The sequence below is a fragment of the Acinetobacter sp. YH12086 genome (assembly GCF_013419345.1).
GTDB lineage: Bacteria > Pseudomonadota > Gammaproteobacteria > Pseudomonadales > Moraxellaceae > Acinetobacter > Acinetobacter amyesii.
Genome location: NZ_VPAF01000006.1, coordinates 11,511 through 35,538 on the forward strand (window position 1 = coordinate 11,511; position 24,028 = coordinate 35,538).

19 protein-coding genes and 1 tRNA gene are annotated in these 24,028 nt (G+C 42.1%); 11 read left to right on the forward strand and 9 right to left on the reverse strand.

The window, feature by feature from the left end:
- Positions 1–15: 15 nt before the first annotated feature.
- The 3 genes from FTU29_RS08375 to FTU29_RS08385 form a co-directional block, all read right to left on the reverse strand.
- A complete protein-coding gene (locus FTU29_RS08375; protein WP_180121356.1) occupies positions 16–1,317 on the reverse strand; it encodes an NAD(P)/FAD-dependent oxidoreductase in 1,302 nt (433 codons plus the stop codon).
- 102 nt (positions 1,318–1,419) lie between these two features.
- On the reverse strand, positions 1,420–2,307 hold the full coding sequence (locus FTU29_RS08380; protein ID WP_180024275.1) for an SDR family NAD(P)-dependent oxidoreductase: 888 nt from the start codon (positions 2,305–2,307) through the stop codon (positions 1,420–1,422).
- A gap of 398 nt (positions 2,308–2,705) precedes the next feature.
- On the reverse strand, positions 2,706–3,983 hold the full coding sequence (locus FTU29_RS08385) for an O-acetylhomoserine aminocarboxypropyltransferase/cysteine synthase family protein (protein ID WP_180024276.1): 1,278 nt from the start codon (positions 3,981–3,983) through the stop codon (positions 2,706–2,708).
- Positions 3,984–4,302: 319 nt separating this feature from the next.
- Here FTU29_RS08385 and ettA point away from each other — a divergent pair, with 319 nt between their 5' ends.
- Positions 4,303–5,964 carry an energy-dependent translational throttle protein EttA gene (gene ettA / locus FTU29_RS08390; protein ID WP_078192544.1) on the forward strand — a complete coding sequence of 554 codons (1,662 nt, stop codon included), beginning with the start codon at positions 4,303–4,305 and terminating at the stop codon, positions 5,962–5,964.
- A 65-nt stretch (positions 5,965–6,029) separates the two neighbouring features.
- On the opposite strand, the gene FTU29_RS08395 is transcribed toward ettA, so the two are convergent.
- A complete protein-coding gene (locus FTU29_RS08395) occupies positions 6,030–6,440 on the reverse strand; it encodes an SEL1-like repeat protein (protein ID WP_180121358.1) in 411 nt (136 codons plus the stop codon).
- 354 nt (positions 6,441–6,794) lie between these two features.
- On the opposite strand from FTU29_RS08395, the gene FTU29_RS08400 reads away from it, so the two are divergent.
- Positions 6,795–7,766, forward strand: coding sequence for a zinc transporter (locus tag FTU29_RS08400; protein ID WP_180042170.1), 972 nt, complete (start codon positions 6,795–6,797; stop codon positions 7,764–7,766).
- A 25-nt stretch (positions 7,767–7,791) separates the two neighbouring features.
- Here the strand turns inward: FTU29_RS08400 and FTU29_RS08405 are convergent, their stop codons facing one another.
- From FTU29_RS08405 to FTU29_RS08420, 4 genes are all read right to left on the reverse strand, one after another.
- Positions 7,792–8,133 carry a hypothetical protein gene (locus FTU29_RS08405; protein ID WP_078189395.1) on the reverse strand — a complete coding sequence of 114 codons (342 nt, stop codon included), beginning with the start codon at positions 8,131–8,133 and terminating at the stop codon, positions 7,792–7,794.
- Positions 8,134–8,287: 154 nt separating this feature from the next.
- A tRNA-Glu gene (locus FTU29_RS08410) sits at positions 8,288–8,363 on the reverse strand.
- A 91-nt stretch (positions 8,364–8,454) separates the two neighbouring features.
- The gene (gene gltX / locus FTU29_RS08415) at positions 8,455–9,963 is read right to left on the reverse strand and encodes a glutamate--tRNA ligase (RefSeq protein ID WP_180121360.1); all 1,509 of its coding nucleotides are present in this window, start codon (positions 9,961–9,963) and stop codon (positions 8,455–8,457) included.
- A gap of 169 nt (positions 9,964–10,132) precedes the next feature.
- The gene (locus FTU29_RS08420) at positions 10,133–10,426 is read right to left on the reverse strand and encodes a hypothetical protein (protein WP_078192541.1); all 294 of its coding nucleotides are present in this window, start codon (positions 10,424–10,426) and stop codon (positions 10,133–10,135) included.
- Between the two features lie 381 nt (positions 10,427–10,807).
- Between FTU29_RS08420 and FTU29_RS08425 the strand changes: the two genes are divergently transcribed.
- From FTU29_RS08425 to FTU29_RS08465, 9 genes are all read left to right on the forward strand, one after another.
- On the forward strand, positions 10,808–11,815 hold the full coding sequence (locus FTU29_RS08425) for a sulfate ABC transporter substrate-binding protein (RefSeq protein WP_180121362.1): 1,008 nt from the start codon (positions 10,808–10,810) through the stop codon (positions 11,813–11,815).
- 249 nt (positions 11,816–12,064) lie between these two features.
- Positions 12,065–13,081, forward strand: a complete 1,017-nt coding sequence (locus FTU29_RS08430; RefSeq protein ID WP_180121364.1) for a sulfate ABC transporter substrate-binding protein — start codon at positions 12,065–12,067, stop codon at positions 13,079–13,081.
- A gap of 185 nt (positions 13,082–13,266) precedes the next feature.
- The gene (gene rsmH / locus FTU29_RS08435) at positions 13,267–14,178 is read left to right on the forward strand and encodes a 16S rRNA (cytosine(1402)-N(4))-methyltransferase RsmH (RefSeq protein ID WP_180121366.1); all 912 of its coding nucleotides are present in this window, start codon (positions 13,267–13,269) and stop codon (positions 14,176–14,178) included.
- A 10-nt stretch (positions 14,179–14,188) separates the two neighbouring features.
- Positions 14,189–14,521: a cell division protein FtsL gene (gene ftsL, locus FTU29_RS08440; RefSeq protein ID WP_078189390.1), complete on the forward strand. Its 333-nt coding sequence runs from the start codon at positions 14,189–14,191 to the stop codon at positions 14,519–14,521.
- Between the two features lie 12 nt (positions 14,522–14,533).
- Complete coding sequence (ftsI, locus tag FTU29_RS08445; RefSeq protein ID WP_078192538.1) at positions 14,534–16,360, forward strand: penicillin-binding protein PBP3; 1,827 nt, start codon at positions 14,534–14,536, stop codon at positions 16,358–16,360.
- Between the two features lie 10 nt (positions 16,361–16,370).
- Positions 16,371–17,867 (forward strand): UDP-N-acetylmuramoyl-L-alanyl-D-glutamate--2,6-diaminopimelate ligase, encoded by a 1,497-nt coding sequence (locus tag FTU29_RS08450; protein ID WP_180121368.1) that lies wholly within the window; start codon positions 16,371–16,373, stop codon positions 17,865–17,867.
- A 9-nt stretch (positions 17,868–17,876) separates the two neighbouring features.
- Positions 17,877–19,286: a UDP-N-acetylmuramoyl-tripeptide--D-alanyl-D-alanine ligase gene (murF, locus tag FTU29_RS08455; RefSeq protein WP_180121370.1), complete on the forward strand. Its 1,410-nt coding sequence runs from the start codon at positions 17,877–17,879 to the stop codon at positions 19,284–19,286.
- Entirely contained in the window at positions 19,286–20,404 is a 1,119-nt protein-coding gene (mraY, locus tag FTU29_RS08460; protein WP_180084554.1) for a phospho-N-acetylmuramoyl-pentapeptide-transferase, read from the forward strand. The genes murF and mraY overlap by 1 nt, the downstream gene beginning before the upstream one ends.
- Before the next feature lie 77 nt (positions 20,405–20,481).
- The gene (locus FTU29_RS08465; protein WP_180106972.1) at positions 20,482–21,285 is read left to right on the forward strand and encodes a putative RNA methyltransferase; all 804 of its coding nucleotides are present in this window, start codon (positions 20,482–20,484) and stop codon (positions 21,283–21,285) included.
- A gap of 55 nt (positions 21,286–21,340) precedes the next feature.
- On the opposite strand, the gene ponA is transcribed toward FTU29_RS08465, so the two are convergent.
- The gene (gene ponA / locus FTU29_RS08470) at positions 21,341–23,881 is read right to left on the reverse strand and encodes a penicillin-binding protein PBP1a (RefSeq protein WP_180121372.1); all 2,541 of its coding nucleotides are present in this window, start codon (positions 23,879–23,881) and stop codon (positions 21,341–21,343) included.
- Between the last annotated feature and the right edge of the window lie 147 nt (positions 23,882–24,028).

Here is a 24,028-nt window from a genome sequence, read left to right on the forward strand (position 1 = left end):
ATGGGGAGTTAATTCTTAATCAAATTTTAAATTGCGCAGTTCAGCCGCAGAATCATCTGCAGGCTTTCGGGCAATGTCAGCATAATTCATGTGCCCAAATGCACCCGTTTTTAAGCCGGAAATCGTAATCGCCATTTCTTTGCGGAAAAACGGCAGCTGATACATAGCACGAAATGAAAAATCACGCAGCGGCGCTGTCCAGCGATGATGTGATTGATAAAAAGGAGTCAGCAAGCGACTAAAAAATTGGTAAAATCGCACGGATGACAACCGTAGCTGATGATACTCCTGCCAGAGGTTTTGCAGTGAGGAGTCCTGTTGATATTGAAGCAGAGCTTGACTGATGGCCCATGCATCGAGCAAAGCCATATTGGCGCCTTGTCCAAGCTGTGGACTCATGGCATGAGCAGCATCGCCTAATATGCCGATACGACCTTCACCAAGTTTGCTCAGCACCACATCACGATAATTTGCAGATAGCCATTGCTGCGGATCATCTGGATGTGGAATCACATGCGCTAACCATTCTGCAATACTCGGCCAGCGTTTTGAAACTTCAAGCAACCATTGCTGCTGTGCGTTCTTTGTTTTTAAGAATCCCTCTAAATCTTCTGTAGGCAAACTCCAGAAAATGCTCGAAAGGCGCTGTTCAGGCTGCGTTGGAATTGCTCCCGTTGGCATCACACCCATCATGATATTGGAACGGTCATAGAACTGATGCAAGATCTGCGGATTGAGTACTTCGCATTCAGGCACGATGATCCACTTCGCCCCCCAAGGATAGGCTTGGTTGAGCTTTTCCCATGCATTAGGGCGTAAATGGCTGCGTGCGCCATTGGCAATCAGCACGAGATCAAATTGACGTTGAAAAGATTGATCTGCGGACTGCCCAATTACGTTTATACCCTCACTGGATTCTTGAAGTTCATGCACTTCATGCGCCATGCACAACTCAACGTGTTGAGGATATTCACGGACTTTGGATGCGAGGACATGACAGAGCGTGGCACGGTGAATGCCGAGTCCATATGAACGTTCATCGGCTTGTCGATAATGACTGTTTATCAGCAAGTCGCCGCCAGCCAGTTGACCTTCAAGACCAGTTACCACAGCGCCAAGGCTTAAGGCATGTTCCAAAATGCCTAAATGTTCGAAAACTGCCAGTCCGGCAGGTTGTAATAATAATCCTGCACCCACAGGTTCAAGTTGTGAGACTTTTTCATATAAGCAGATCTGATGGCCTTGAGCAGCAAGCATTGCTGCAGCAGCTAATCCTGCTGTACCTGCACCGATGATGGCAATATTTTGAGTTTTCATTGTTATAAAAGTTGATTTTATCTCACCCCAATGTAGCAAAGTTGTCGTATAAAACCCAATAAAAAAGCCCTCATAAGGGCTTTTTTAGGGATGCATCAGGTCTTACCAATGTTCACCAGGGAATAGGCGAGCATATGCTTTTTGTACCCAATTGAGTTTTTCTTGCTTACCAATAGACGCTGAAGAGCTTGGGAACAGGTTATAACCAATCGACATGAGTTTATTGTTAATGTCAGGAGCAATGGAGTAGGTGATCGAAGCCAAACGGCCCAAATTGGTCGCCACTTTCTTCGGACGTTTCACGATGGCATAGGCAATCAGGTCGGTTGCTTGTTCTGGAGAAAGGGTTGGTACGTATTTATAAATTTTGGTTGGGGCGATCATTGGTGTGCGCACCAATGGCATGTAGACAGACGTGATGGCAATATTATGCGAGTGAACTTCAGCACTCAGGCAACGGCTAAAAGCATCTAATGCGGCTTTAGACGCAACATATGCAGAGAAGCGCGTTGCATTGGCCAATACACCAATCGAACTGATGTTGATGATATGACCTTCACGACGAATCATCATTTTAGGCAACAGGTTCATCACCAAACGTACCGCGCCAAAATAGTTCAGCTGCATGGTGCGCTCAAAATCATGGAAACGATCGGTTGATTCATGCACGGCACGGCGAATAGAACGGCCAGCGTTATTAATTAAGATATCAATATGATCGACGGAAGCGAGGATTTGTTGTGCCACAGCATCAATGGATTCCATATCATTGAGGTCACATGGGAAAACATCGGCTTTACCGCCAGTGGCTTCAATTTCAGCTTTTACGGCATCAAGAGTTTCTTTGGTACGTGCAACCAGTAGAACATGTGCGCCTGCATTGGCAAGGCGATGCGCTGTGGTTAAGCCAATACCACTCGATGCACCCGTGATTAAAATGGTTTTGCCGTTGACACGGTCAACGAAACGTTTCTCAAGTCTTGAATTCACGATGAGGTTCCCTGTTAAATCAGTTTTATTGTATTCATTTATCGGCCCGACAACGCTATGTGCAGGGCTGTTTTAAGTCAGCGGTATGATAGCGTTTTATTTCAAAAAAGCCATATGATAAGTAATTGATAATAAAAAAATATTTAGAGTTTTTACTCTAAATTAAAATCCCTATTTACTCAATTTTTAACACATAAATATGTGAAAGAGAAGTGCTTTTATCCACATCGTTGCAACGTAAAAAAGTCGATTTTCAAGATAAATAAAATTGTAAATAAATATAGAAGCAGGGTCATAGATGCGCAAAATTGAAAGGCGGATAATGTGGGGGTTATTTAAATGAAATGGAAATAAAAACAGGCCTTAAAAATAAGGCCTGTGGATTGTGCACTTGTGGTTTAAACAGCAGCTAAGGCTTGCTCTAAGTCGGCAATCAAGTCATCTGCATGCTCGATCCCAATCGATAAACGAACCATATCAACGCTGACACCGGCTGCTTTGAGTTCATCTTCATTGAGCTGGCGATGTGTCGTGGTCGCAGGATGGCAAGCTAAACTTTTGGCATCACCAATATTCACAAGGCGAGTAAATAACTGCAACGCATCGATGAAACGCGTGCCGCCTGCAAGGCCATCTTGAACTCCAAATGAAAGAATCGCAGATGGTTTGCCTTTGACATATTTTTGCGCCAAAGCATGCTGAGGATGGTCTTTTAGGCCAGCGTAGTTGACCCATTTTACTTTTGGATGTGCTTGTAAATATTCCGCCACTTTTTGCGCATTTTCAGTATGACGCTCCATGCGCAGGCTTAAGGTTTCCAAACCTTGTAAGATTAAGAATACATTATGCGGGCTGATCGCAGCGCCTGTATTACGCAGCGGGACCACGCGCGCACGGGCAATGTAGGCTGCGTCACCTAAGGCTTCGACATAATTGACCCCGTGGTAGCTTGGATCAGGGGTGTTGAGTGATTTAAAGCGTTCAGGGTATTTGCCCCAAGGAAATTTGCCGCTATCGACGATGATGCCACCGATCGAATTACCATGACCGCCAATATATTTTGTGAGTGAGTGCACCACGATGTCGGCACCAAATTCAAATGATTTTTGCAGAACAGGTGTGGCAACAGTATTGTCTACGACTACAGGTATGCCAAATTCATGCGCAATTTTCGAAATTGCTTCGAGGTCAATAATATTGCCCAATGGGTTACCAATAGATTCGACAAAGACCAGCTTGGTTTTGTCATCGATGAGGCTACGCAGCGCTTCAGGGTTCTGATAATCAAAGAAGCGAACTTCAATGCCTTGTTTCGGCAGGGTGTGGGCAAACAGGTTATATGTGCCGCCGTACAGGGTCGAAACTGAAGCGATATTGTCGCCTGCTTCAGCAATGGTTTGAATCGCATATGTAATGGCCGCCATACCTGATGCTAACGCCAGTGCGCCTATACCGCCTTCGAGTGCTGCAACACGCTGTTCAAGTACCGCCGTGGTTGGATTCATAATGCGGGTATAAATATTACCCTGAACTTTTAAGTCAAATAAATCAGCACCATGCTGTGTGTTATCAAAGGAATATGAGGTGGTTTGATAAATCGGCACCGCAACCGCTTTGGTGGTTGGCTCCGGGGTATACCCCGCGTGAATTGCTAAAGTTTCGTCTTTATATGTCATGATTACATCATCTAAGTGAGCTAATTTTTTAAATAGTCTATCATTTATATATATGAATAAAAGTGCTTTATTTATAAAATGAATATCATAATTATTCATATTATTGAAAAATTTTCAGCTAAAGATGAGCGAAATCATGCTTAAAAACGCATGTTTAAATTTTGTTCGCCATTAAACTTGTAACAATGCATTGAAGGCGTGTGCGAAACCTTATTTTTTCACGACTTTATGCGTATAATAGCCGATTATTTTTTCGCTCAATTGAGCAGGGGCAACTTTGTGTTGTTCCGTATATGTTTTGACTATTGAGGAGTCCTAAGTGGCCCAATATATTTACACGATGAACCGTGTGTCGAAGATGGTTCCGCCTAAGCGCGAAATCCTGAAAGACATCTCTTTATCATTTTTCCCAGGCGCAAAAATTGGTGTGCTTGGTCTAAACGGTGCAGGTAAATCTACCTTGCTTCGTATTATGGCGGGCGTAGATAAAGATTTCTCAGGTGAAGCACGTGCTCAACCGGGTATCAAAATTGGTTACCTTGAACAAGAGCCGCCATTGGATGAAAGCAAAGACGTTCGTGGTAACGTTGAAGACGGTTTACGTGAGCCGTTAGATGCTTTGGCGCGTCTTGATGAAGTGTTTGCAGAATATGCAGCAGAAGATGCTGACTTTGATGCACTTGCAAAAGAACAAGAGAAGTTAGAAGCCATTATCCATTCATGGGATGCACATAACATTGTGAACCAAATGGATCAGGCTGCTGCAGCGTTAAACCTTCCAGCTTGGGATGCAGATGTATCTAAGTTGTCTGGTGGTGAGCGCCGTCGTGTTGCACTTTGCCGTTTGTTATTGTCTAAACCAGACATGTTACTTCTAGATGAACCAACGAACCATTTGGATGCTTCATCAGTATCATGGTTGGAACGTTTCTTGAAAGATTTCCCAGGTACGATCGTTGCGATTACCCATGACCGTTACTTCTTGGATAATGTGGCAGAGTGGATTCTTGAGCTTGACCGCGGCATGGGTATTCCATACCAAGGCAACTACTCTTCTTGGTTAGAGCAGAAAAATGCCCGTTTAGAGCAAGAGCAGAAGCAAGAAGAATCTTTTGCTAAAGCATTGAAGAAAGAACTTGAATGGGTTCGTTCAAATGCCAAAGGTCAGCAAAAGAAAAACAAAGCGCGTATGGAGCGTTTTGAAGAGCTTAACTCACGTGAATTCCAACAGCGTAATGAAACGTCTGAAATCTATATTCCACCTGGTCCACGTCTAGGTAATAAAGTTGTAGAAGTTGAAGGTATTAGTAAATCCTTTGGTGACCGTACACTTTATAAAGATTTATCGTTCGTTGTACCACCTGCTGCAATTGTAGGTATCGTGGGCGAAAACGGTGCGGGTAAAACGACTCTGTTCCGTATGATGACAGGCGAACAACAACCAGATACAGGTACAATTACACTGGGTGAGTCTGTTAAAGTGGCTTATGTTGGTCAGATTCGTGACACCTTAGATGACAACAAAACTGTTTGGGAAGAAGTTTCTGGCGGTTTAGATATCTTGAAAATTGGTGAATACGAAATCGCATCTCGTGCGTATATCGGTCGCTTTAACTTCAAAGGTCAAGATCAGCAAAAACGTGTAGGTCAATTGTCAGGTGGTGAACGAAACCGTTTACAACTTGCGAAAATCCTGCAAATGGGTGCAAACGTCATCTTACTCGATGAACCGTCAAACGACTTGGATATTGAAACTTTACGTGCGCTTGAAGATGCTATTCTGGTATTCCCAGGTACTGTCATGGTGATCTCGCATGACCGTTGGTTCCTCGACCGTATTGCTACGCACATCTTGTCATTTGAAGGTGAAACACCTGAATTCTTTACAGGTAACTACCATGAATTTGAAGAATACCGTCGTAAACGTGATGGTGATGACCTTGTTGCAAAGCGTCAAAAATACCGCAAAATTGGCAACTAAGTTCCAGTTTTAAAATAAAAAAACCAGCCTGCGGGCTGGTTTTTTTATTACTTAGGATGCAATGACTATACGACAATGTCTTCATAGGCATGATGTAAGACGAAGTCTGCATGTTCATGGCCTTGTGCAGCAGCTTTACTGAGCCAAAATTCTGCAAGTCCATAATTGCGGTCCAAGCCGAGTTCTCCCCGTAAAAAACCGAGGCCTAAGCGATATTGGGCATCTTTATGACCTTTTAATGCGGCACTTAAAAAATTCCACATAGCATTGCGATAGTCAGTAGGGGATTGGTCTGCTGAATCCATAGTATGGTGACTGAGAAAGTCTTGATGGTGTTGAGCCGCAAGAATTTCAAAATAAGTCCCTTGGGCATAATTACCCTCGGCTTCTGGAACCGAAAGATGCATTCCTTGCAACTTTGGATTCATCTGTTGTGATAACAGTGCATAGACTTTTTTCAGAGCTTGTATCATCATTGTTAAACTCCTTGTTTCTAAATATAACCACTTGATTAATAAAAATATTAATTGCAGTCATTCGTGCGCTGCGATGAATGATTTAATTGTTTTAAACAGATCACACTTAAGATGAAAATTAGCATGCTTGTCATGATATGTGAATAGTTCTTGAAAAATATCTATAAGTGATTTCAGTCATCTAGATTGCGAAAAATTATTTTTAATAAATTGAAAGTAGATGCTGAAAAAAGCAGTTTTAAAGTTTGAGAGTAAAATGCCATGCTGTTGGTTGAATAATGTAATTTTATTACGTTTACTGCACCTGTTAAGCTCAAGACTGAAGAACATATAATTTATAAAGGTCAGAAAATAATGAGTGAGCATCATGGGCATGACCACAGCCATGCCGTTGTGACGGAAGGGAATGTCAAAAAATTAAGTTTTGCCTTAGCACTGACCACGACGTTTTTGATTATTGAAGTCATTGCAGGATTTATGACGCAAAGTTTGGCGCTATTGTCAGATGCGGCACATATGTTCACCGATGCTGCAGCCCTTGCTATAGCATTAGTCGCGATTAAAATTGGCAAGCTTCCCGCTGACAACAAACGCACCTTTGGCTATCAGCGTTTTGAAATTTTGGCAGCCTTGTTTAATGCCTTGATGCTATTTGTGGTGGCGATTTATATTTTGTATGAGGCCTATCAGCGCTTTTCAACGCCGCCGGAAATTCAAAGTATGGGTATGATGATGGTCGCCGTTATTGGTTTGATCATTAACTTAATCTCGATGCGTATTTTATTTTCCAGTTCACAAGAAAGCTTGAATGTGAAGGGGGCGTATCTAGAAGTGTTGAGTGATGCCCTAGGTTCGGTTGGTGTAATTATTGGTGCAGCGATTATTTATTTTACGGGCTGGATGTGGGTCGATACACTAATTGCAGTGCTCATTGGCTTTTGGGTTTTACCAAGGACTTGGATTTTATTAAAACAAAGCATCAATATTTTATTGGAAGGTGTACCAGAAGAAATTGACATAGAAAAGTTACGCAATGATTTATTGGCACTCAATGGGGTAGAGAGTATTCACCAGTTAAAGGTCTGGGCAATAACATCAAAGAATGTGCATTTGACAGTTCATCTCTTTGCACCTGAAGCCGATCGTAATGCCTTGTATTTTGAGGCGATTGAAATGTTGCAACATGAACATGGAATCACGGAGATGACATTACAAATCGAAGAAGATGAATGTGTGGTACACCAACATACCCAAAAGTCTGATCATGCACATGGGCATCATCAAGATGATCACGCGCATTCTCATGATGAATCACATCAGCACTAATGCTGATGTAATTTAAAGGGCCTGCTTAGATTTCCCACTCATGATTACATTCGCGGCATTTCCATTTTTTCTGTGATTGCATAAAACCTTGCATTGAAATTTTGAAATCTGGCAGGTCGCGATAGAACATGAAGCCAGCAATCAAGCAAGCAATAAATACAACAACAGTCGCAGTTTGTAATGTAGTACCTGCACCGTCACCAAAAATCCACATTGCGATGCTGATAATCACCAACAGTAAAAGAATAAATACCGCAGGGATGAGGATAATCAGGCTTTTTGGCACGACAGGACGAGCAACAGGCTGGCCTGCTTGCGCAAGAGGCATAATTTTAGGGCTTTGACATTTTGGGCAACGGTATTGCATTGCAACTCCATAATTTTAATCTATGGTTTATTTTAATCAGAATGACGCAGAAAGCAAAAATACCGTAAATTTAAATCAGATAAAATTTAGGCAATAAAAAACCCAAGTCATAATGCTTGGGTTTTTTATAAGATGATTTGCATCACCTTGAATATGGCGTCCCTACGGGGATTCGAACCCCGGTTACCGCCGTGAAAGGGCGATGTCCTAGGCCTCTAGACGATAGGGACAATTTGAGGCAACTTAGAGTTGGTTGACACCATCTCTTGGTATGGGCGCTATATTAGGGGGATAACGCCCATCCGTCAACTAAAAAATCAATTAAGCTTCATCAACTGCATCATTTTTCGGCAGTTTTAAGCTTTCATTGAGTTTTTCCCATGCTTTTGTTTCTTTTTTACTCGGGCTGCCCACAATTTCAAGTGCATGACGTAAGCGAGCAAAGGTTAAATCAGGACCAATGGTTACCATTGATTGCATAACCGGTGTCGAAGATGTCGAACCAGCAATAGCAATAAAGAAGGTTGGCATGAAGTCACGAAGTTTAATGTCCATTTGGTTCGCCAAATCCATCAAAGTTTGGCTGACGGTGTCATTGTTCCAAGTGAACATGCTTTCTAGACGCCAAATGGCAAATTGAAGGCTTTGACGAACTTGTTCTTCGGTCAATTTTTTGCTTTCAAACTGTTCTTTGCTGAGTGTTGGGAATTGGTTAAAATAAAAACCTGCCCAATTCACTGCTTCAGACAATAAATTAATACGCGGTTGAATCGCAGCCGCAATTTCTTCCAAGGTATTACGATCTGATTTCCAAGCAAGCAGGGTGTCGAGCAATTGACCTGGTGTTAAACCTTTAATCCATTGACCATTTAACCAGTTCAACTTTTCAACATCAAAGATTGGACCGCCTAGTGATACACGTTGAATGTCAAAGTGTTCAATCATTTCAGCCAAAGTGAATTTTTCACTTTCATCTGGCATTGACCAACCCATACGGCCTAAGTAGTTCAATAATGCTTCAGGTAAAACGCCGATGTCTTTGTAGTAGTTAATTGACGTTGGGTTTTTACGCTTAGACAGTTTTGATTTATCTGGGTTACGTAACAGCGGCATGTGGCAAAGTACAGGCATGTCCCAACCAAAATATTTGTACAATAATTGGTGTTTAGGCGCAGATGGAATCCATTCTTCACCACGAATTACGTGAGTGATTTCCATTAAATGGTCATCAACCACGTTTGCCAAGTGATACGTCGGTAAACCATCGGTTTTCAGTAGAATTTGCATGTCAACTTGCGCCCAAGGAATTTCGACTTCACCACGCAGTAAGTCATTAAATTTACAAATCCCTTCTTCAGGCACTTTCATACGAATGACATGCGGTTCACCAGCAGCCAAACGCTGTGCCACTTCTTCTGCAGTGTGTTTTAAGCCACGACCGTCATAACGCGGTGATTCACCACGCGCTTGTTGTTCCGCACGCATTTGATCGAGTTCTTCTGCTGTTGCGAAGCAGTAGAATGCATGGCCTTTTTCAACCAGTTCCAAAGCATATTGTTTATAAATGTCCATACGTTCAGATTGACGGTATGGCGCATGAGGGCCATCCACATCTGGACCTTCTGACCAGTTCAAACCTAACCAACGCAATGAATCTAAAATCATTTTCTCAGATTCTGGGGTAGAGCGCAGTTGGTCTGTATCTTCAATACGAAGAATAAATTCACCGCCATGTTGCTTCGCAAAACATAAGTTAAACAATGCAATATAAGCAGTCCCAACATGTGGGAAACCAGTAGGAGAAGGTGCGATACGAGTACGAACAGTCATAATCAGCTTTTAATCAGAATGTAAATTGGGATCTATTATAACGAAAAAGCCTGATCACTTAATGCTTAATTCAACATTGAATGATCAGGCGTTTTTTAGTATTTTTTAGACGACAGTAGGGGAACTCGTCTAAAACAATAGCTTGGACAGCATCAGTATGCTGATGTCGTTATGAGTTGCTACCAGAAAAAATGGCTTGAACAAAACGAGAAAAACTTTGGTTTTGTGATGCAAAGAAACTTTGAGTCGGTGCAGCTTTAATAGACGTAAGTACTTTTAAATTATCGTCTGTACGGCCTTTACCTTCAGATTTTTGCTGATTAATCGCTTTTTCGATCAATGAGGTACGTTCAGCAGGCATCGTAAGTTTGTTATTCGATGCGGTGCTGGTTGCAGCACAAAAACCAGTCTGTGCAGTCACACTTAAACTTAAGCCTAGGCATAATGCGTATGAAAATTTCATGTCCAAATCTCCCCCTAGTTTTGGTGATGGAACTTTTTATTTGCAAAATAGTTTTAATATTTAGACTACGATTTAACCATCTTTCGTAATTAAAAAGTAGAACTACGTCACAATTTTTACAAAAAAACTAAAAAAGTCTGTACTAGGATTACCTAAATAGACTGTTTTCTCCAGATTTTCGGATGTTTTAGCAAACAACTATGAAGATAGCATGGAGATCGCTTCTGATTGTTGCTGTATTAGCAGAATTAAAGCTTTAAATACGTTATTTTTAGATATCTTTAAAACAGAAATAGATTTGAATTTATATTATAGATAGCTGATTGTTAAAGTTATTTTTGATTTATATAGTGCTCTCAAGATCAATTTGAGTTTGAGCAGATGAAAAAAATAATAGCATCGGGTATTTTCGCTTTATTGGGTGGGGTAGCAGTACAGGTATATGCCGCAAAAGGTTTCTTAAATGTCTCATATGATCCAACACGTGAGTTTTATCAGGAATATAACCAAGAATTTGGACAATATTGGAAAAAACGTACAGGACAAGAGATTAACTTTAAACAATCACATGGTGGTTCTGGCAAACAAGCTCGTGCAGTAGCAACGGGTTTACAAGCAGACGTTGTCACTTTGGCATTGGCCAATGATATTGATGAAATTGTGGCGACTGGACAAATCAATAAAAATTGGCAAAAACAATTTCCACATAATTCTGCACCGTATACCTCAACTATCGTATTTTTGGTGCGTAAGGGCAACCCGAAAAAAATTAAAGATTGGAATGACCTGACCAAACCGGGTGTTGAAATTATTACGCCAAATCCAAAAACAGGTGGGGCACCGCGTTGGATCTATTTATCAGCTTGGGGATATGCTTTAAAACAGCCGGGTGGAAATGAGGCCAAAGCCAAAGAATTGGTGAAAAAACTCTATAGCAATGTCAAAGTATTGGATTCTGGTGCACGTGGTTCGCTCACGACCTTTGCTGAGCGTGGCATTGGAGATGTCTTATTGTCTTGGGAAAATGAGGCACTCTTAGCGACTCAGGGCCTAGGCAAAGATAAATATGACATTGTTTATCCTTCTATTTCGATTTTAGCCGAGCCTTCGGTGGCTGTGGTAGATAAAACCGTCGATAAAAATGGTAATCGAAATTTGGCGAAGGGTTATTTAAACTATCTATATTCACCTAATGGCCAAGAGCTAGCAGGCAAATATTTCTTCCGCCCTCGCGATGCAAAAGCCACTGCAAAATATGCTGCTCAGTTCCCGAAAGTTCAAACCTTTACCATTGATAAAGTGTTTGGCGGTTGGGCTAAAGCGCAAAAGACACATTTTGTGAATGGTGCGATTTTTGATCAAATCTATAGTGAAAAGAATAAAGAGTAAAACGACCCACTATAATGTGCGCTGTAAAAACGGATAATCTAGATTATCCGTTTTTTGCATATGTAATGCATAAAAATCTATATATAGGCAATAAGTAGATTGTTTTTGTGTATTTTAATATGAAAAACAGACAATTAAATTCGCTGCGCTAGCTGTATTCAGCAAAAGGGTCTAAACTTGCTGCAATTGCGATTTATGACTTTATTTCATATATTTAGCAGTATTGAATATAACTTTATGCTGGCTGTTATGAAAACTCAATTTAAGGCTTGGCTTAGTGCTGCGTTGCTTGCCACTGGTGTTGCTTTCTCAGCGTCTGCTCAGGCCGCTGATCGTGAATTTTTAAACGTTTCTTATGATGCAACGCGTGAATTTTATGACGAATTTAATAAGTCATTTGGTGCATATTGGAAAGAGCGTACCGGTAAAACGGTTGCATTTAAACAATCACATGGTGGTTCAGGTAAACAAGCCCGATCCGTGGTTGATGGTTTAAAAGGTGATGTCGTGACTTTGGCATTGGCCAATGACATCGAAGAAATTGTGAAGTCTGGACAGATTCAGCCGGGCTGGCAAAAAGAGTTTCCACATAACTCAGCGCCATATACGTCAACGATTGTCTTCATGGTGCGTAAGGGCAACCCGAAACATATTAAAGATTGGTCTGATTTAACCAAGCCGGGCGTACAAATTATTACCCCGAACCCGAAAACTGGCGGTCTCCCACGTTGGGTTTACTTGTCAGCTTGGGGTTATGCTTTGAAACAGCCGGGTGGTAATGAAGCGAAAGCCAAAGATTTCGTGGGTAAAATGTACCATAACGTAAAAGTGATGGACTCTGCGGCACGTGCATCGATGACTACATTTGCAGAACGTGGTATTGGTGATGTGTTATTGACTTGGGAAAACGAAGCTTTAGTTACTCAAAAAACTTTGGGTAAAAATAAATTTGATATCGTATATCCATCGATGTCGATTTTGACTGAGCCTTCAGTGGCAATCGTAGACAAAACTGTCGATAAAAATGGTAATAAATGGTTAGCTCAAGGCTATATCAATTATCTTTATTCTCCATTAGGTCAAGAGATGGCGGCTCGTCATTTCTATCGCCCACGTAATGCAGCAGTTTTAGCAAAATATAAATCACAGTTCCCGCCATTAAAAACCTTTACCATCGATGAAGTGTTTGGTGGTTGGGCAAAAGCGCAAAAGACACATTTTGTGAATGGTGCGATCTTCGATCAGATCTACAATAATAAGCGTTAATACATCGAAATCTATGATTTGAGATGTTCAAAGACCTCCTTCGGGAGGTTTTTTAATGGATGGCAAAAAATAAAAACGGTTTTCTCTATGGAAAGTAATATTTCTGTACAAAAAGACGTTTGGAGCTTTGCTAAAACAAGGTAATAATGTGCAGTTACATTTTTAGCTGTGTTGAACGAACCCTTATGTCGCATATTTCTGTATTACTTCATGAAACTGTTGATGCTTTACTGGCAGATCGCAATACAGGAATTTTCGTAGATGGCACATTTGGGCGTGGTGGTCATACGCGTTTATTACTGTCTAAATTAGATGAAAACGCACGTGTTTATGCCTTTGATAAAGACCCGCAAGCATTGGCTGTTGCAGCAGAATTAGAACAAGAAGATGCGCGTTTTAAAATCATTCACGCTAGTTTTGCAGACTTAAAAGAAGAACTGCGTAGTCGAGGTATCGATTTGGTCGACGGTATTATGGCGGATTTAGGGGTATCATCTCCGCAGCTAGACCAAGCAGAGCGTGGCTTTAGTTTTATGAAAGATGGCCCACTTGATATGCGTATGGACAATTCACAAGGTCCAACAGCCGCAGAGTGGTTGGTTGATATTGAAGAAGAAGATTTAGCTAATATTATTTTTAAATATGGTGAAGAGCGTTATAGCCGCCGTATTGCCAAAGCGATTAAAGCTGCAGGGTATATTGAAACCACAGCTCAATTGGCCGAAATTGTGAAAGTTGCCCACCCGAAATGGGAAAAAAATAAACATGCAGCGACACGAACTTTCCAAGCAATTCGTATTGCTATTAACAAAGAACTCGACGATATTGATAACTTCTTACCTCAAGCGGTGGAGATGCTGAAACCTCAAGGCACTCTGGCAGTGATCAGTTTCCATTCTTTAGAGGATCGTTTAATTAAACAATTTATTCAAAAAGAATCTACACTTGCAGAAGACACAGGCTGGGGTTTGCCACAAAAACGCGAAGATACCCGCCGCTTAAAAAAAGTGTCACGAATTAAAGCAAGTGAAGAAGAAGTTAAAGCCAATCCACGATCTCGTAGTGCTTGGCTTCGTGTGGCAGAGCGTTTAGCTTAAAAGGCAAAGAATGAAAACCGAAGCAATCGAAAAAAACTCTGATCAATCGCAGTCGAAGAAAATCATTACATACGGCATTTTATTGCTCTTGGTTTTTGTGAGTGCGATTATGGTGGTGTTTCAAGTCTTTGAATATCGCCAAGATTATCGTCAATTGAGTACCTATATGCGTGAAAGGGATGACCTCAATGCAGAATGGGGACGTTTGCTGATCGAACAACAAACTTTTGGTGCAACAGCCCAAATTGGGACACGTGCAGTTACCCAATTACGGATGTATTCGCCTCCTATTGCACAAACCGTTGTTATTTCATTGCCACAAACTCCAGAACAGAAAAAATAGGCTGCCGGTCACATGGTTGAAAAGAGAAACAAACAAACTCCGCGTAAAAAACAGCAGTCTGTTACTGGTCGTACAGCAATTTCGGTGGAGATGTGGCGCTATCACTTGATGTGGGCGGTGGTTTTACTGTGCTTTATTGCATTGGTCGGGCGGGCTTTTTATGTACAAATCATCAATAAAGACTTTTTACAAAATAAAGCCAATGCCAAAATTTTAAGAACTGAAACCTTAAAAGCCATGCGCGGTGTAATCTATGACCGTCACGGCGTTCCTTTAGCCATTAGTACTCCGATCATGAAAATCGTGATCGATCCACGTGATTATTTTGACAATAAAAAACTCTTTGAAGAAATTACGGCGGAATTGGCTAAAGATCCAAACAACCGTAAGTTAAAACGTCAATTACCAGATAAAAATCTGAATTTAGATGAACTCGCTGATGCTGTAGGGATGGATCGTGCTGAATTGAGACGCAAAATGAATGAGCGTCCACGTTCACGTTATTTAGTTTTAAAGAAAGAAGTGCCACCACAACAAGCTGAATTGATCATGAAACGTGACTTTCAGGGGGTATATACCGAGAAAAACTATAAGCGCTACTATCCACAGCCTCAGCCAAACTCACAAATTATTGGTTTAACCAATAGTGAGGGTATGGGCATCGAAGGTTTAGAGATGCAATTGAATGAACGTCTTGCAGGCGTAGATGGTGCGCAGCAAATTGTCCGAGATAAAAAAGGCAACCGCGTTAAAGACCCTGAGATCGTGAAAGAGGTTGAGTCGGGTGAAAATATCACGCTGAGTATTGATTCACGTTTGCAATACATTATGTATCGTGAGTTGACTGCAGCCGGCGTAGCCAATAACGCACGTTCTGCAACCGCGATTGCCGTGGATGTCAAAACAGGTGAAATTTTAGCGATGACGTCTTGGCCGTCGTACAACCCGAATGATAAAAAAGGTGTCTTAAATAAAGATGCTATGCGTAACCGTGGTGCGATTGACTCCTTTGAGCCAGGTTCAACCATGAAGCCATTGACCGTGGCAATGGCATTGGAAAGCGGTAAATACACTGCAAATACCGTTGTAAATACCACACCCGGTTCTATGCGTGTAGGGAATCATACTATCCGAGATACGCATAACTATGGCCCTCTGACTTTGGGCGGCATTATTCAAAAATCGTCTAACGTCGGTGTGGCAAAAATCGCTTTATCTCTCCCTTATGAAACATTACCAACGTTCTATCAACGTCTTGGCTTTGGTCAACGTTCAGCGGTGAAATTCCCCGGCGAAAGTGCTGGTCTGATTTTGCCGAAGAGTAAATGGAATGTGTCAGAAGTAGCGACCATGGCTTATGGTTATGGTTTGAACGCTACAGTGCTTCAACTGGCTGATGCTTATGCCATGATTGCCAATAAGGGCGTCAAAATGCCACTGAGCTTGTACAAGCTTGAGGAAAAGCCGAAAGGTGAGCAGATGGTTGACCCTAAAATTGCTGATCAAGTGCTTTTAATGATGGAAGCAGTGACCTTGCCGGGTGGTACGGCACGTCAAGCCAATATTCCGGGTTATCGCGTGGCGGGTAAAACTGGTACAGCACATAAATTACGTGCAGACCGTAAAGGCTATTCGACTTCAGAATATCGAGCACTCTTTGCCGGTGTTGCACCAGTGAGTGATCCACGTTTGGCCATGATTGTTGTAGTGGAAAACCCGACAGGTCAGTATTACGGTGGTCTGGTGGCTGCACCAGTTTTCGCTCGTGTAATGCAAGAATCTTTACGTTTAATGAACGTACCATTAGATAAACCTTTAGACACTCCTAAGATCCAGTAATAGGTGATGAATGAAAATTACGTTTCAAGATCTATACACCGTTGAACAGCCCGCTGAATGGATGTTGCAATCCTTTCAGGGCTTCAATCTGGATAGTCGCAAAGTTACAGCAGGGCAAATATTTATTGCCCTGACTTCGTTTTCGCAACCTGAAAAAACAGCACAATTTGCACGTGCAGCGTTAGAGAATGGCGCGTTGGCTGTCATTTCAGAAACTGATTTGGGCTTGGATCAAAGTGTCGTGATCGCGGATGTGCGTCAATTGATGGGGCAGTGGCAAAAGCAATATTTACAGGCGACTCAACCAGCTCAAGCTGCACGAATTTTGGCAGTGACGGGTACCAATGGTAAAACCACGATCTCTCGTTTAATCGCTGAATTACTCATGCTGCAAGGCAAAAAATGTGCAGTGATGGGAACCACTGGTAATGGAATTTTACCGAATTTAGAAGCCTCTTCTCACACCACTTTAGATGCGTTACATATGCAAAATGCATTGCATGCCTATGCGCTTGAGGGTGCAGAGTTTGCTGCCATTGAGGCAAGTTCGCATGGCTTAGAACAAGGTCGATTAAATGGCTGTGCAATTGAAATTGCCGCTTATAGCAATTTAAGTCGTGATCATTTGGATTATCATAAAACCCTTGAAGCCTATGCTGAAGCGAAATCACGTTTGTTTCAGTTTCCATCGCTCAAAGTTGCAGTCATCAATCTCGATGATGAACATGCAGAAGTGATGCTGAATGCCGCACGCCAAAACCCGGCTCAGCCTAAAATTTTGACTTATTCAACGCGTCAGGCTGCGGATTATCAAGTGACGGATATTCAATACAGCTTAACGGGCGCACAATTTAAATTGCGTACTGCTCAAGCTGAATTTGTGGTGCAAAGTCCATTATTGGGACACTTCAATATTGAAAATATTGTGGCGAGCTTAATTTCAGCGGAGCAAGCGGGTTTTGACTTATCTGCCTTGATCGCAACTGCGCCCAAGTTAAAAGGTGCACCGGGTCGTATGCAAGTGATCCGTGATGATGAACGCCTGTTTGTGGTGGATTATGCACATACACCAGATGCCTTGATTCAAGTGTTACAGACCTTAAAACGTCATGTATCGCAACAGCTATGGGCGGTGTTTGGCTGTGGTGGTGATCGTGACCGTGGTAAGCGTCCATTGATGACACAAGCGGCATTAAACCATGCAGATATTGCGTTGATTACCTCAGATAATCCACGTACTGAAAACCCAGAACAAATTTTTGCAGATATGAAGGCTGGTATTGATTTCACTGGAAAAACTGTCCATGAAATCCATGACCGCCGTGAAGCGATTAAATTCGCAGTCAACCATGCGCAAGCGGGTGATATTGTGGTGATTGCTGGTAAAGGCCATGAAAACTATCAAGAAATTGATGGAGTTCGACATTGGTTTGATGATGTGGTGGAAGTGAAATCAGCGATTGATTCACAGCATCACAACACTGACTCGGCTTATCCAGCGCAATAGGAAACAGATATGCATACTTCAACGACCAGTACGGTTCCATTAGAACCATGGACTGCCGAACAGTTGGTTCAAGCGACACAAGGTCACTGGCATAATAATCAAGCGCCGACAGGTCCTGTAAAACGAATTTTGACCGATTCACGTCATGCAGAGCAAGGTGACGCTTTTCTTGCCCTGAAAGGTGAACGCTTTGATGCGCATGACTTCCTTGCTCAAGTGGCTGAAAAGGGTTGTGAAATTGCCATCGTTAGTCATCCGGTCGATGTGGATATTTATCAGTTGGTGGTTGCAGATACACGTTTGGCGCTTGGACATTTGGGTGCATTTCGTCGTGCCCAAAACCCAGCTTTAAAAGTAATTGCCTTGACAGGAAGCAGTGGTAAAACTACGACCAAAGAGATGCTCGGGAGTATCCTTTCTCGTCTTGCACCAACATTAATTACGCGCGGTAATTTAAATAATGACCTTGGCGTACCGATGATGTTACTTGAGTTGCGTCCAGAACATCAGTATGCCGTGATGGAGCTTGGTGCCAGTCATAAAGGTGAAATTGATTACACCTCAAATTTGGTACAGCCTCAGGTTGCCGGAATTTTAAATATTGGCACCGCTCATATGGGTGAGTTTGGTGGACGTGATGGCATCTGTCGTGCCAAGTCTGAAATTTATGCACATATAGCGAAAACAGGAACTTCGATTGTGCCTGCGGCAGATGATTTTACAGATGCCATTCGTCAAGCTGTGCAAACTGAGCAATTAATGAGTTTTGGTCAGGGCGGGGATGTCTTTGCGACTGAGACGGAGCTTCAGGCTCAATCTTCACGTTTTATCTTAAATACGCCACAAGGTGCACGTCATGTTCAACTGCCATTTGCTGGTGAACATAATGTGCAAAATGCCACTGCAGCCGCAGCTTTCGCGTTGTCGATTGGTGTGAGTTTAGATGATATCGTTGTGGGGCTTGAACATGCGACAGGTGCCAAAGGCCGTCTAAACTTTATTCAACATAAAGATTATTTGTTTATTGATGATACTTACAATGCAAATCCAACCTCAATGCGTGCTGCTGCTGATGTACTTGCGCAGCAAGATGGCATCAAAGTCATGGTCATTGGGGATATTGGTGAGTTAGGTTCTTCTGCTGCACAGCAGCACTACATGTTGGGACGTGATCTTGTCTCACACTCTGGTCTTCAATTTGTCGTTGCTGTCGGTGAGTTTTCACCTGCTGTGCAAGAAGGCGCGCGCAGTACACAATATGGTAAAAAATTACAGGCCTTTCTTACTCAAGAACAGGCTTTACCGTTATTAATTAGTCTAGTCAAAACACATCAGCCTCAGTCCATGAGTTTCCTGTTTAAAGGTTCTCGTTATACCCACATGGAAACTTTGATGGCTGAATTGATGGAGAAACTTTAATGCTGTTATGGTTATTTGAGCAGCTTGCGGGTTATCACAGCTCGTTTCAGGTTGTTCGTTATTTAACGCTTCGTTCGCTACTCAGTGTCTTAACGGCATTGGCCATTGGTCTGTTGCTTGGACCTGTGATGATCCGCAAATTGCAAGCTCTCAAATATGGTCAGGCAGTCAGTTCATTTGCACCTGAAAATCATGCCAAAAAAATGGGCACACCGACTATGGGCGGTGTGTTGATTTTACTGTCTATTGGGATTTCAACCTTACTTTGGGCCGATCTTTCAAACCCTTATGTATGGATTGTACTTGGCGTGATGGTGATCTTTGGTGCTGTTGGCTGGGCCGATGACTGGATTAAAATCCGTTATAAAGACAATGCCGGTCTATCTGCGAAGAAGAAATTCTTTTGGACTTCTGTGGCATCATTAGGTGCTGGTATTGCACTTTATGTGATTGCGACACAGCAAGCGAATCCTGTACATACCTCAAATATGTTGGATCTGCTGATTCCATTCTTTAAAGAAATTAGCATTCCATTGTCTATTATTCCACTCGGTATTGGCTTTATTGTCTTTACTTATTTGGTGATTAACGGTGCATCTAATGCTGTGAACTTAACGGATGGTTTAGATGGCCTAGCAATTATGCCAATTGTTCTGGTTGCCGCTGGTTTAGGTGTATTTGCTTATCTGGCTGGTGATGTTCGTTTTGCCGATTATTTACATATCCCTTATGTGAAATACGCATCTGAACTTGTCGTGATCTGTGCGGCAATGATCGGTGCTGGTTTGGCATTCTTATGGTTTAACGCGCATCCAGCGCAAGTGTTTATGGGTGATGTCGGTGCCTTATCTCTAGGTGCGATGCTCGGTACGATCGCAGTCATGGTTCGTCAAGAAATCGTTTTTGCCATTATGGGCGGTGTCTTTGTGGTTGAAGCTATTTCTGTTTTCTTGCAAATTGGCTCACTGCGTATGCGGAACAAGCGTGTATTCTTAATGGCACCGCTGCACCATCACTATGAGAAAAAGGGATGGCGTGAAACTCAGGTGGTGATTCGTTTTTGGATTATCACAATTATGCTGGTAGTTTTGGGTCTAATGACTTTAAAATTACGCTAAGCAAATAAATAAACGAAACCGGCATTTGCTCCCACAGATGCCGGTTTTTTTATTTCAAAAATATAGTGGAGTAAATGATGAACCTGTTGATGTGTCCTGTATGCCGTGAAGCATTGAAACTCACAGAGCGGACATGGCGCTGTGAAAATAATCATAGCTATGATGTTGCAAAACAAGGCTATGTCAATTTACATGTGGTTCAGCATAAACACAGTAAAAACCCGGGCGATACGCCTGAATCTGTACAGGCGCGTCGAGCATTTTTAAGTGCAGGTCACTATGCACCTTTGCAACAGACAGTAGTGGCTTTGATTCAAAAGTTACGTGTTGAAAACTTATTGGATATTGGCTGTGGTGAAGGCTATTACACCAATGCGATGCAAGCTGAAGTATTACAGTGTGTGGGTGTCGATATCGCTAAAAATGCAGTACAAGTGGCCGCTAAACTGAATAAAGAGGTGACTTGGGTGGTTGGGACAGGGGCAACCTTACCTGTATTAGATCATTCGATTGACTTGTGTACGAGTTTATTTAGTCCTATTCCTCAAGAAGAAATCCTTCGTGTGTTAAAGCCTGAAGGGCACTTGATGGTGGTCACACCTGCGCCAGAGCATCTTTATGCAATGCGTGAAGCCTTATTTGAAGAAGTAAAACTACATGAACCGCATAAATTTGTGGAACAACTGGCGAATGATTTTGAATTGGAAAGTGAGCAAGTGGTACAAGCGAAAATGTCACTTTCTCAGCAGGATCTCAAAAACTTAATTGCAATGACGCCTTATGCCTATAAAGTGAAAGCTGAGCGTCGAGAAGCTCTAGAAAAAAATGAACAATTTGAGTTGCAAGCGCAGTATCAAATTTATCTCTTTAAAAAGAAATAATGCATTTGAATTGATAAAAAAAGCCCTAGTTTGAGGGCTTTTTTATGCAGCTTATTTACTGAACTTGATCGATGAGATGATCAAGTGCGTCAGTTTTATGCTCTGTACTTTGTGGTTTAGGCTGCATTGGTGGTGGCGCAGTCCGAGTAGGTGCAAGATTGGTTTCAGCAGCCCCTGGAAGATCTTCAAAATCATTTTGCGTAGCCTGTGGTTTTGGTACAACAGGAGCAGGACGATACAGCGGTTGAGCCATCGGCGGCGTTGCTGCACGATCTTGTTCAGGTTGACCTTGAGTCGCTTTAGCTGAATTGCGATTGATTGGATTTTTGGCATGAGTGTCTAAACGCACCCAAGCTTCAGGTGTGCCTTTGAGGGATTTCGCCATAAAGTCTGACCAAATCGGCAGTGCTGCAACACCACCATATTCACGGCGACCTAAAGTAGAGGGTTGGTCAAAACCGACCCAAGCCACAGTGACCAATTTTCCATTAAATCCAGCAAACCACGCGTCTTTTGCATCATTGGTTGTACCGGTTTTACCGCCTAAATCACCGCGACCAATTTTTAAAGCCGCACGACCTGTACCGTGTTGAATCACGTCACGCAAGATGTTCGCCATATCAAAGGCTGAACTTGACTTCAAAATCCGCTGAGCTTGTTTATAGTTTGCTGCTTCAGTATCGGAAATTTTCGATTCAGCAGGTTTATTATCCTTATTAGTGACTTCAATCACTTCATCATCTGGCGTGGTCGGATCTGCAGATTCAACTTCGTCCTTTTGATTGATACATTGAATACATGCATATTCAGGATTGGCTTGATAAATCACTTTGCCATAAGCATCTTCAATACGACTAATAAAGTGCGGTTGAATACGATATCCACCGTTGGCAAATGTCGCATAACCTGTCGCCATTTGAATCGGCAATACCTGTGGGGTACCTAAAGCAATGGTGTAGTTACGTGGAATTTGGTTTTCTTGCAAACCAAAATCCATAAATAATTGGCGAGTACGTTCAATCCCGACGACTTGTAATAAGCGAACTGAAACTGTGTTACGTGATAAATAGAGGGCACGGCGTAGAGGAATCATTCCCAAATAGCGACCGTCAGAGTTTTTAGGCGTCCATTTGCCAATCGTAATTGGATTGTCATTGACCATGGAGTATGGAGTCATACCGCGTTCAAGTGCTAAAGCATAAACAAAGGGTTTAATGGTTGAACCCGGCTGACGCCAGCCTTGTAGAGCACGGTTAAATTTAGATTGATAAAAATTATAACCACCGACAATGGCTTCAATGCCACCATTATTGGGGTTGAGTGCGATCAATTGACCTTGCGCTTTTGGAATTTGCACCAAAGCCCATGAGCTTTTATCAGCATTCGGACGTAGGCGAATAATATCTTTTACTTTAACAATTTGTGAGGCTTTGCTTGGCGCATTGCCTACACTATTGGCATTGCGATAGGGACGTGCCCAAGACAGACCTGACCATGGAACAGTCACACTACTACCATCTTGCATCAACACTTCGATACTGGTGTTGTTGACTTTAGTGACTTCGGCAGGATAAGTGTTAGCATATGGAATAAAGTTTTTTAATGGCTCATCATGTGCTTCTGCACCACGCCAACCATGTCGTCTATCGTAAGCTTCAAGACCATCTTGCACAGCTTGCTCAGCATAGGCTTGGCGTTGGCTGTTGATGGTGGTATAGACTTTATAGCCAGAATCTGTCGCTTGTTCGCCAAACTTTTCTACGAGCTCAGAGCGAACCATTTCCCCGACATAGGGGAATTTGTTGCTAACTCCGCGGTCAGGCATATCGAGATTAATTGGTTCAGCAATTGCTTCTTGATATTCCGATTGATTGATATAACCCAATTGCAACATACGTCCTAAAATCCAATTACGACGCTCTAAAGCACGTTTTGGATTGGCTACAGGATTATATTTTGATGGTGCTTTGGGTAGGCCTGAAATCATTGCCATTTGAGCCAAGCTCAAATCTTGCAAGCTCTTGTTATAATAAATTTTTGCAGCTGCTGCGATCCCGTATGCATTTTTGCCCAAAAAGATTTTGTTAACATACAGCGTTAAAATTTCTTCCTTACTTAGATTTTGTTCAATTTTTCGAGCAAGGAAAACTTCTGTTAGTTTACGTTTTAAAGTACGCTCTGGAGTCAGATAATAGTTTTTTGCAACCTGCATGGTTATGGTTGAACCACCCGTTTGCACATCTGAGCCTGTAATACTTTCACTGACGGCACGCCCCAATCCTTTGAAACTAATTCCGCTGTGTTCAAAGAACGAAGAATCTTCCGCAGCTAAAAAGCCATGAATGAAATGAGACGGAATTTGGTCGTACTCTACAGGAACCGAAAGTTTGCCACCATATTCTGCAATCAGCTCATTATCAGCACTATAAACTTGCAATGGTTTTAATAATGGAGCCTTTTTTAAGATGGACATTTCAGGCAAAGACGGGGCAATATAGAGATACATGCCATAGAAACCCATTGGAATTGCGACCAAAATAATAATAATGGCCAAAAAAAATGGATGAACAAGGCCTGAACAAGATAGCTTTTTCATAACAAGTAAGTTTTAATAAGAGCTAATGGCAAACTAATTGGTGGTCAGTATATCCTTTCGATATACGGATTGTTAGATGAGTTATTGTATCTGTATAAAATTATAGACCAATGCTAATTAGTGGGTTAATTTTTTTGGGGATAAAAA

Bases quoted from the DNA above. Each gene is read 5' to 3' on its own strand.
- FTU29_RS08375 (WP_180121356.1), bottom strand. From the start codon at position 1,317: ATGAAAACTCAAAATATTGCCATCATCGGTGCAGGTACAGCAGGATTA.
- FTU29_RS08385 (WP_180024276.1), bottom strand. From the start codon at position 3,983: ATGACATATAAAGACGAAACTTTAGCAATTCACGCGGGGTATACCCCG.
- FTU29_RS08395 (WP_180121358.1), bottom strand. From the start codon at position 6,440: ATGATGATACAAGCTCTGAAAAAAGTCTATGCACTGTTATCACAACAG.
- FTU29_RS08400 (WP_180042170.1), top strand. From the start codon at position 6,795: ATGAGTGAGCATCATGGGCATGACCACAGCCATGCCGTTGTGACGGAA.
- FTU29_RS08405 (WP_078189395.1), bottom strand. From the start codon at position 8,133: ATGCAATACCGTTGCCCAAAATGTCAAAGCCCTAAAATTATGCCTCTT.
- gltX (WP_180121360.1), bottom strand. From the start codon at position 9,963: ATGACTGTTCGTACTCGTATCGCACCTTCTCCTACTGGTTTCCCACAT.
- FTU29_RS08420 (WP_078192541.1), bottom strand. From the start codon at position 10,426: ATGAAATTTTCATACGCATTATGCCTAGGCTTAAGTTTAAGTGTGACT.
- FTU29_RS08425 (WP_180121362.1), top strand. From the start codon at position 10,808: ATGAAAAAAATAATAGCATCGGGTATTTTCGCTTTATTGGGTGGGGTA.
- FTU29_RS08430 (WP_180121364.1), top strand. From the start codon at position 12,065: ATGAAAACTCAATTTAAGGCTTGGCTTAGTGCTGCGTTGCTTGCCACT.
- rsmH (WP_180121366.1), top strand. From the start codon at position 13,267: ATGTCGCATATTTCTGTATTACTTCATGAAACTGTTGATGCTTTACTG.
- ftsL (WP_078189390.1), top strand. From the start codon at position 14,189: ATGAAAACCGAAGCAATCGAAAAAAACTCTGATCAATCGCAGTCGAAG.
- ftsI (WP_078192538.1), top strand. From the start codon at position 14,534: ATGGTTGAAAAGAGAAACAAACAAACTCCGCGTAAAAAACAGCAGTCT.
- FTU29_RS08450 (WP_180121368.1), top strand. From the start codon at position 16,371: ATGAAAATTACGTTTCAAGATCTATACACCGTTGAACAGCCCGCTGAA.
- murF (WP_180121370.1), top strand. From the start codon at position 17,877: ATGCATACTTCAACGACCAGTACGGTTCCATTAGAACCATGGACTGCC.
- mraY (WP_180084554.1), top strand. From the start codon at position 19,286: ATGCTGTTATGGTTATTTGAGCAGCTTGCGGGTTATCACAGCTCGTTT.
- FTU29_RS08465 (WP_180106972.1), top strand. From the start codon at position 20,482: ATGAACCTGTTGATGTGTCCTGTATGCCGTGAAGCATTGAAACTCACA.
- ponA (WP_180121372.1), bottom strand. From the start codon at position 23,881: ATGAAAAAGCTATCTTGTTCAGGCCTTGTTCATCCATTTTTTTTGGCC.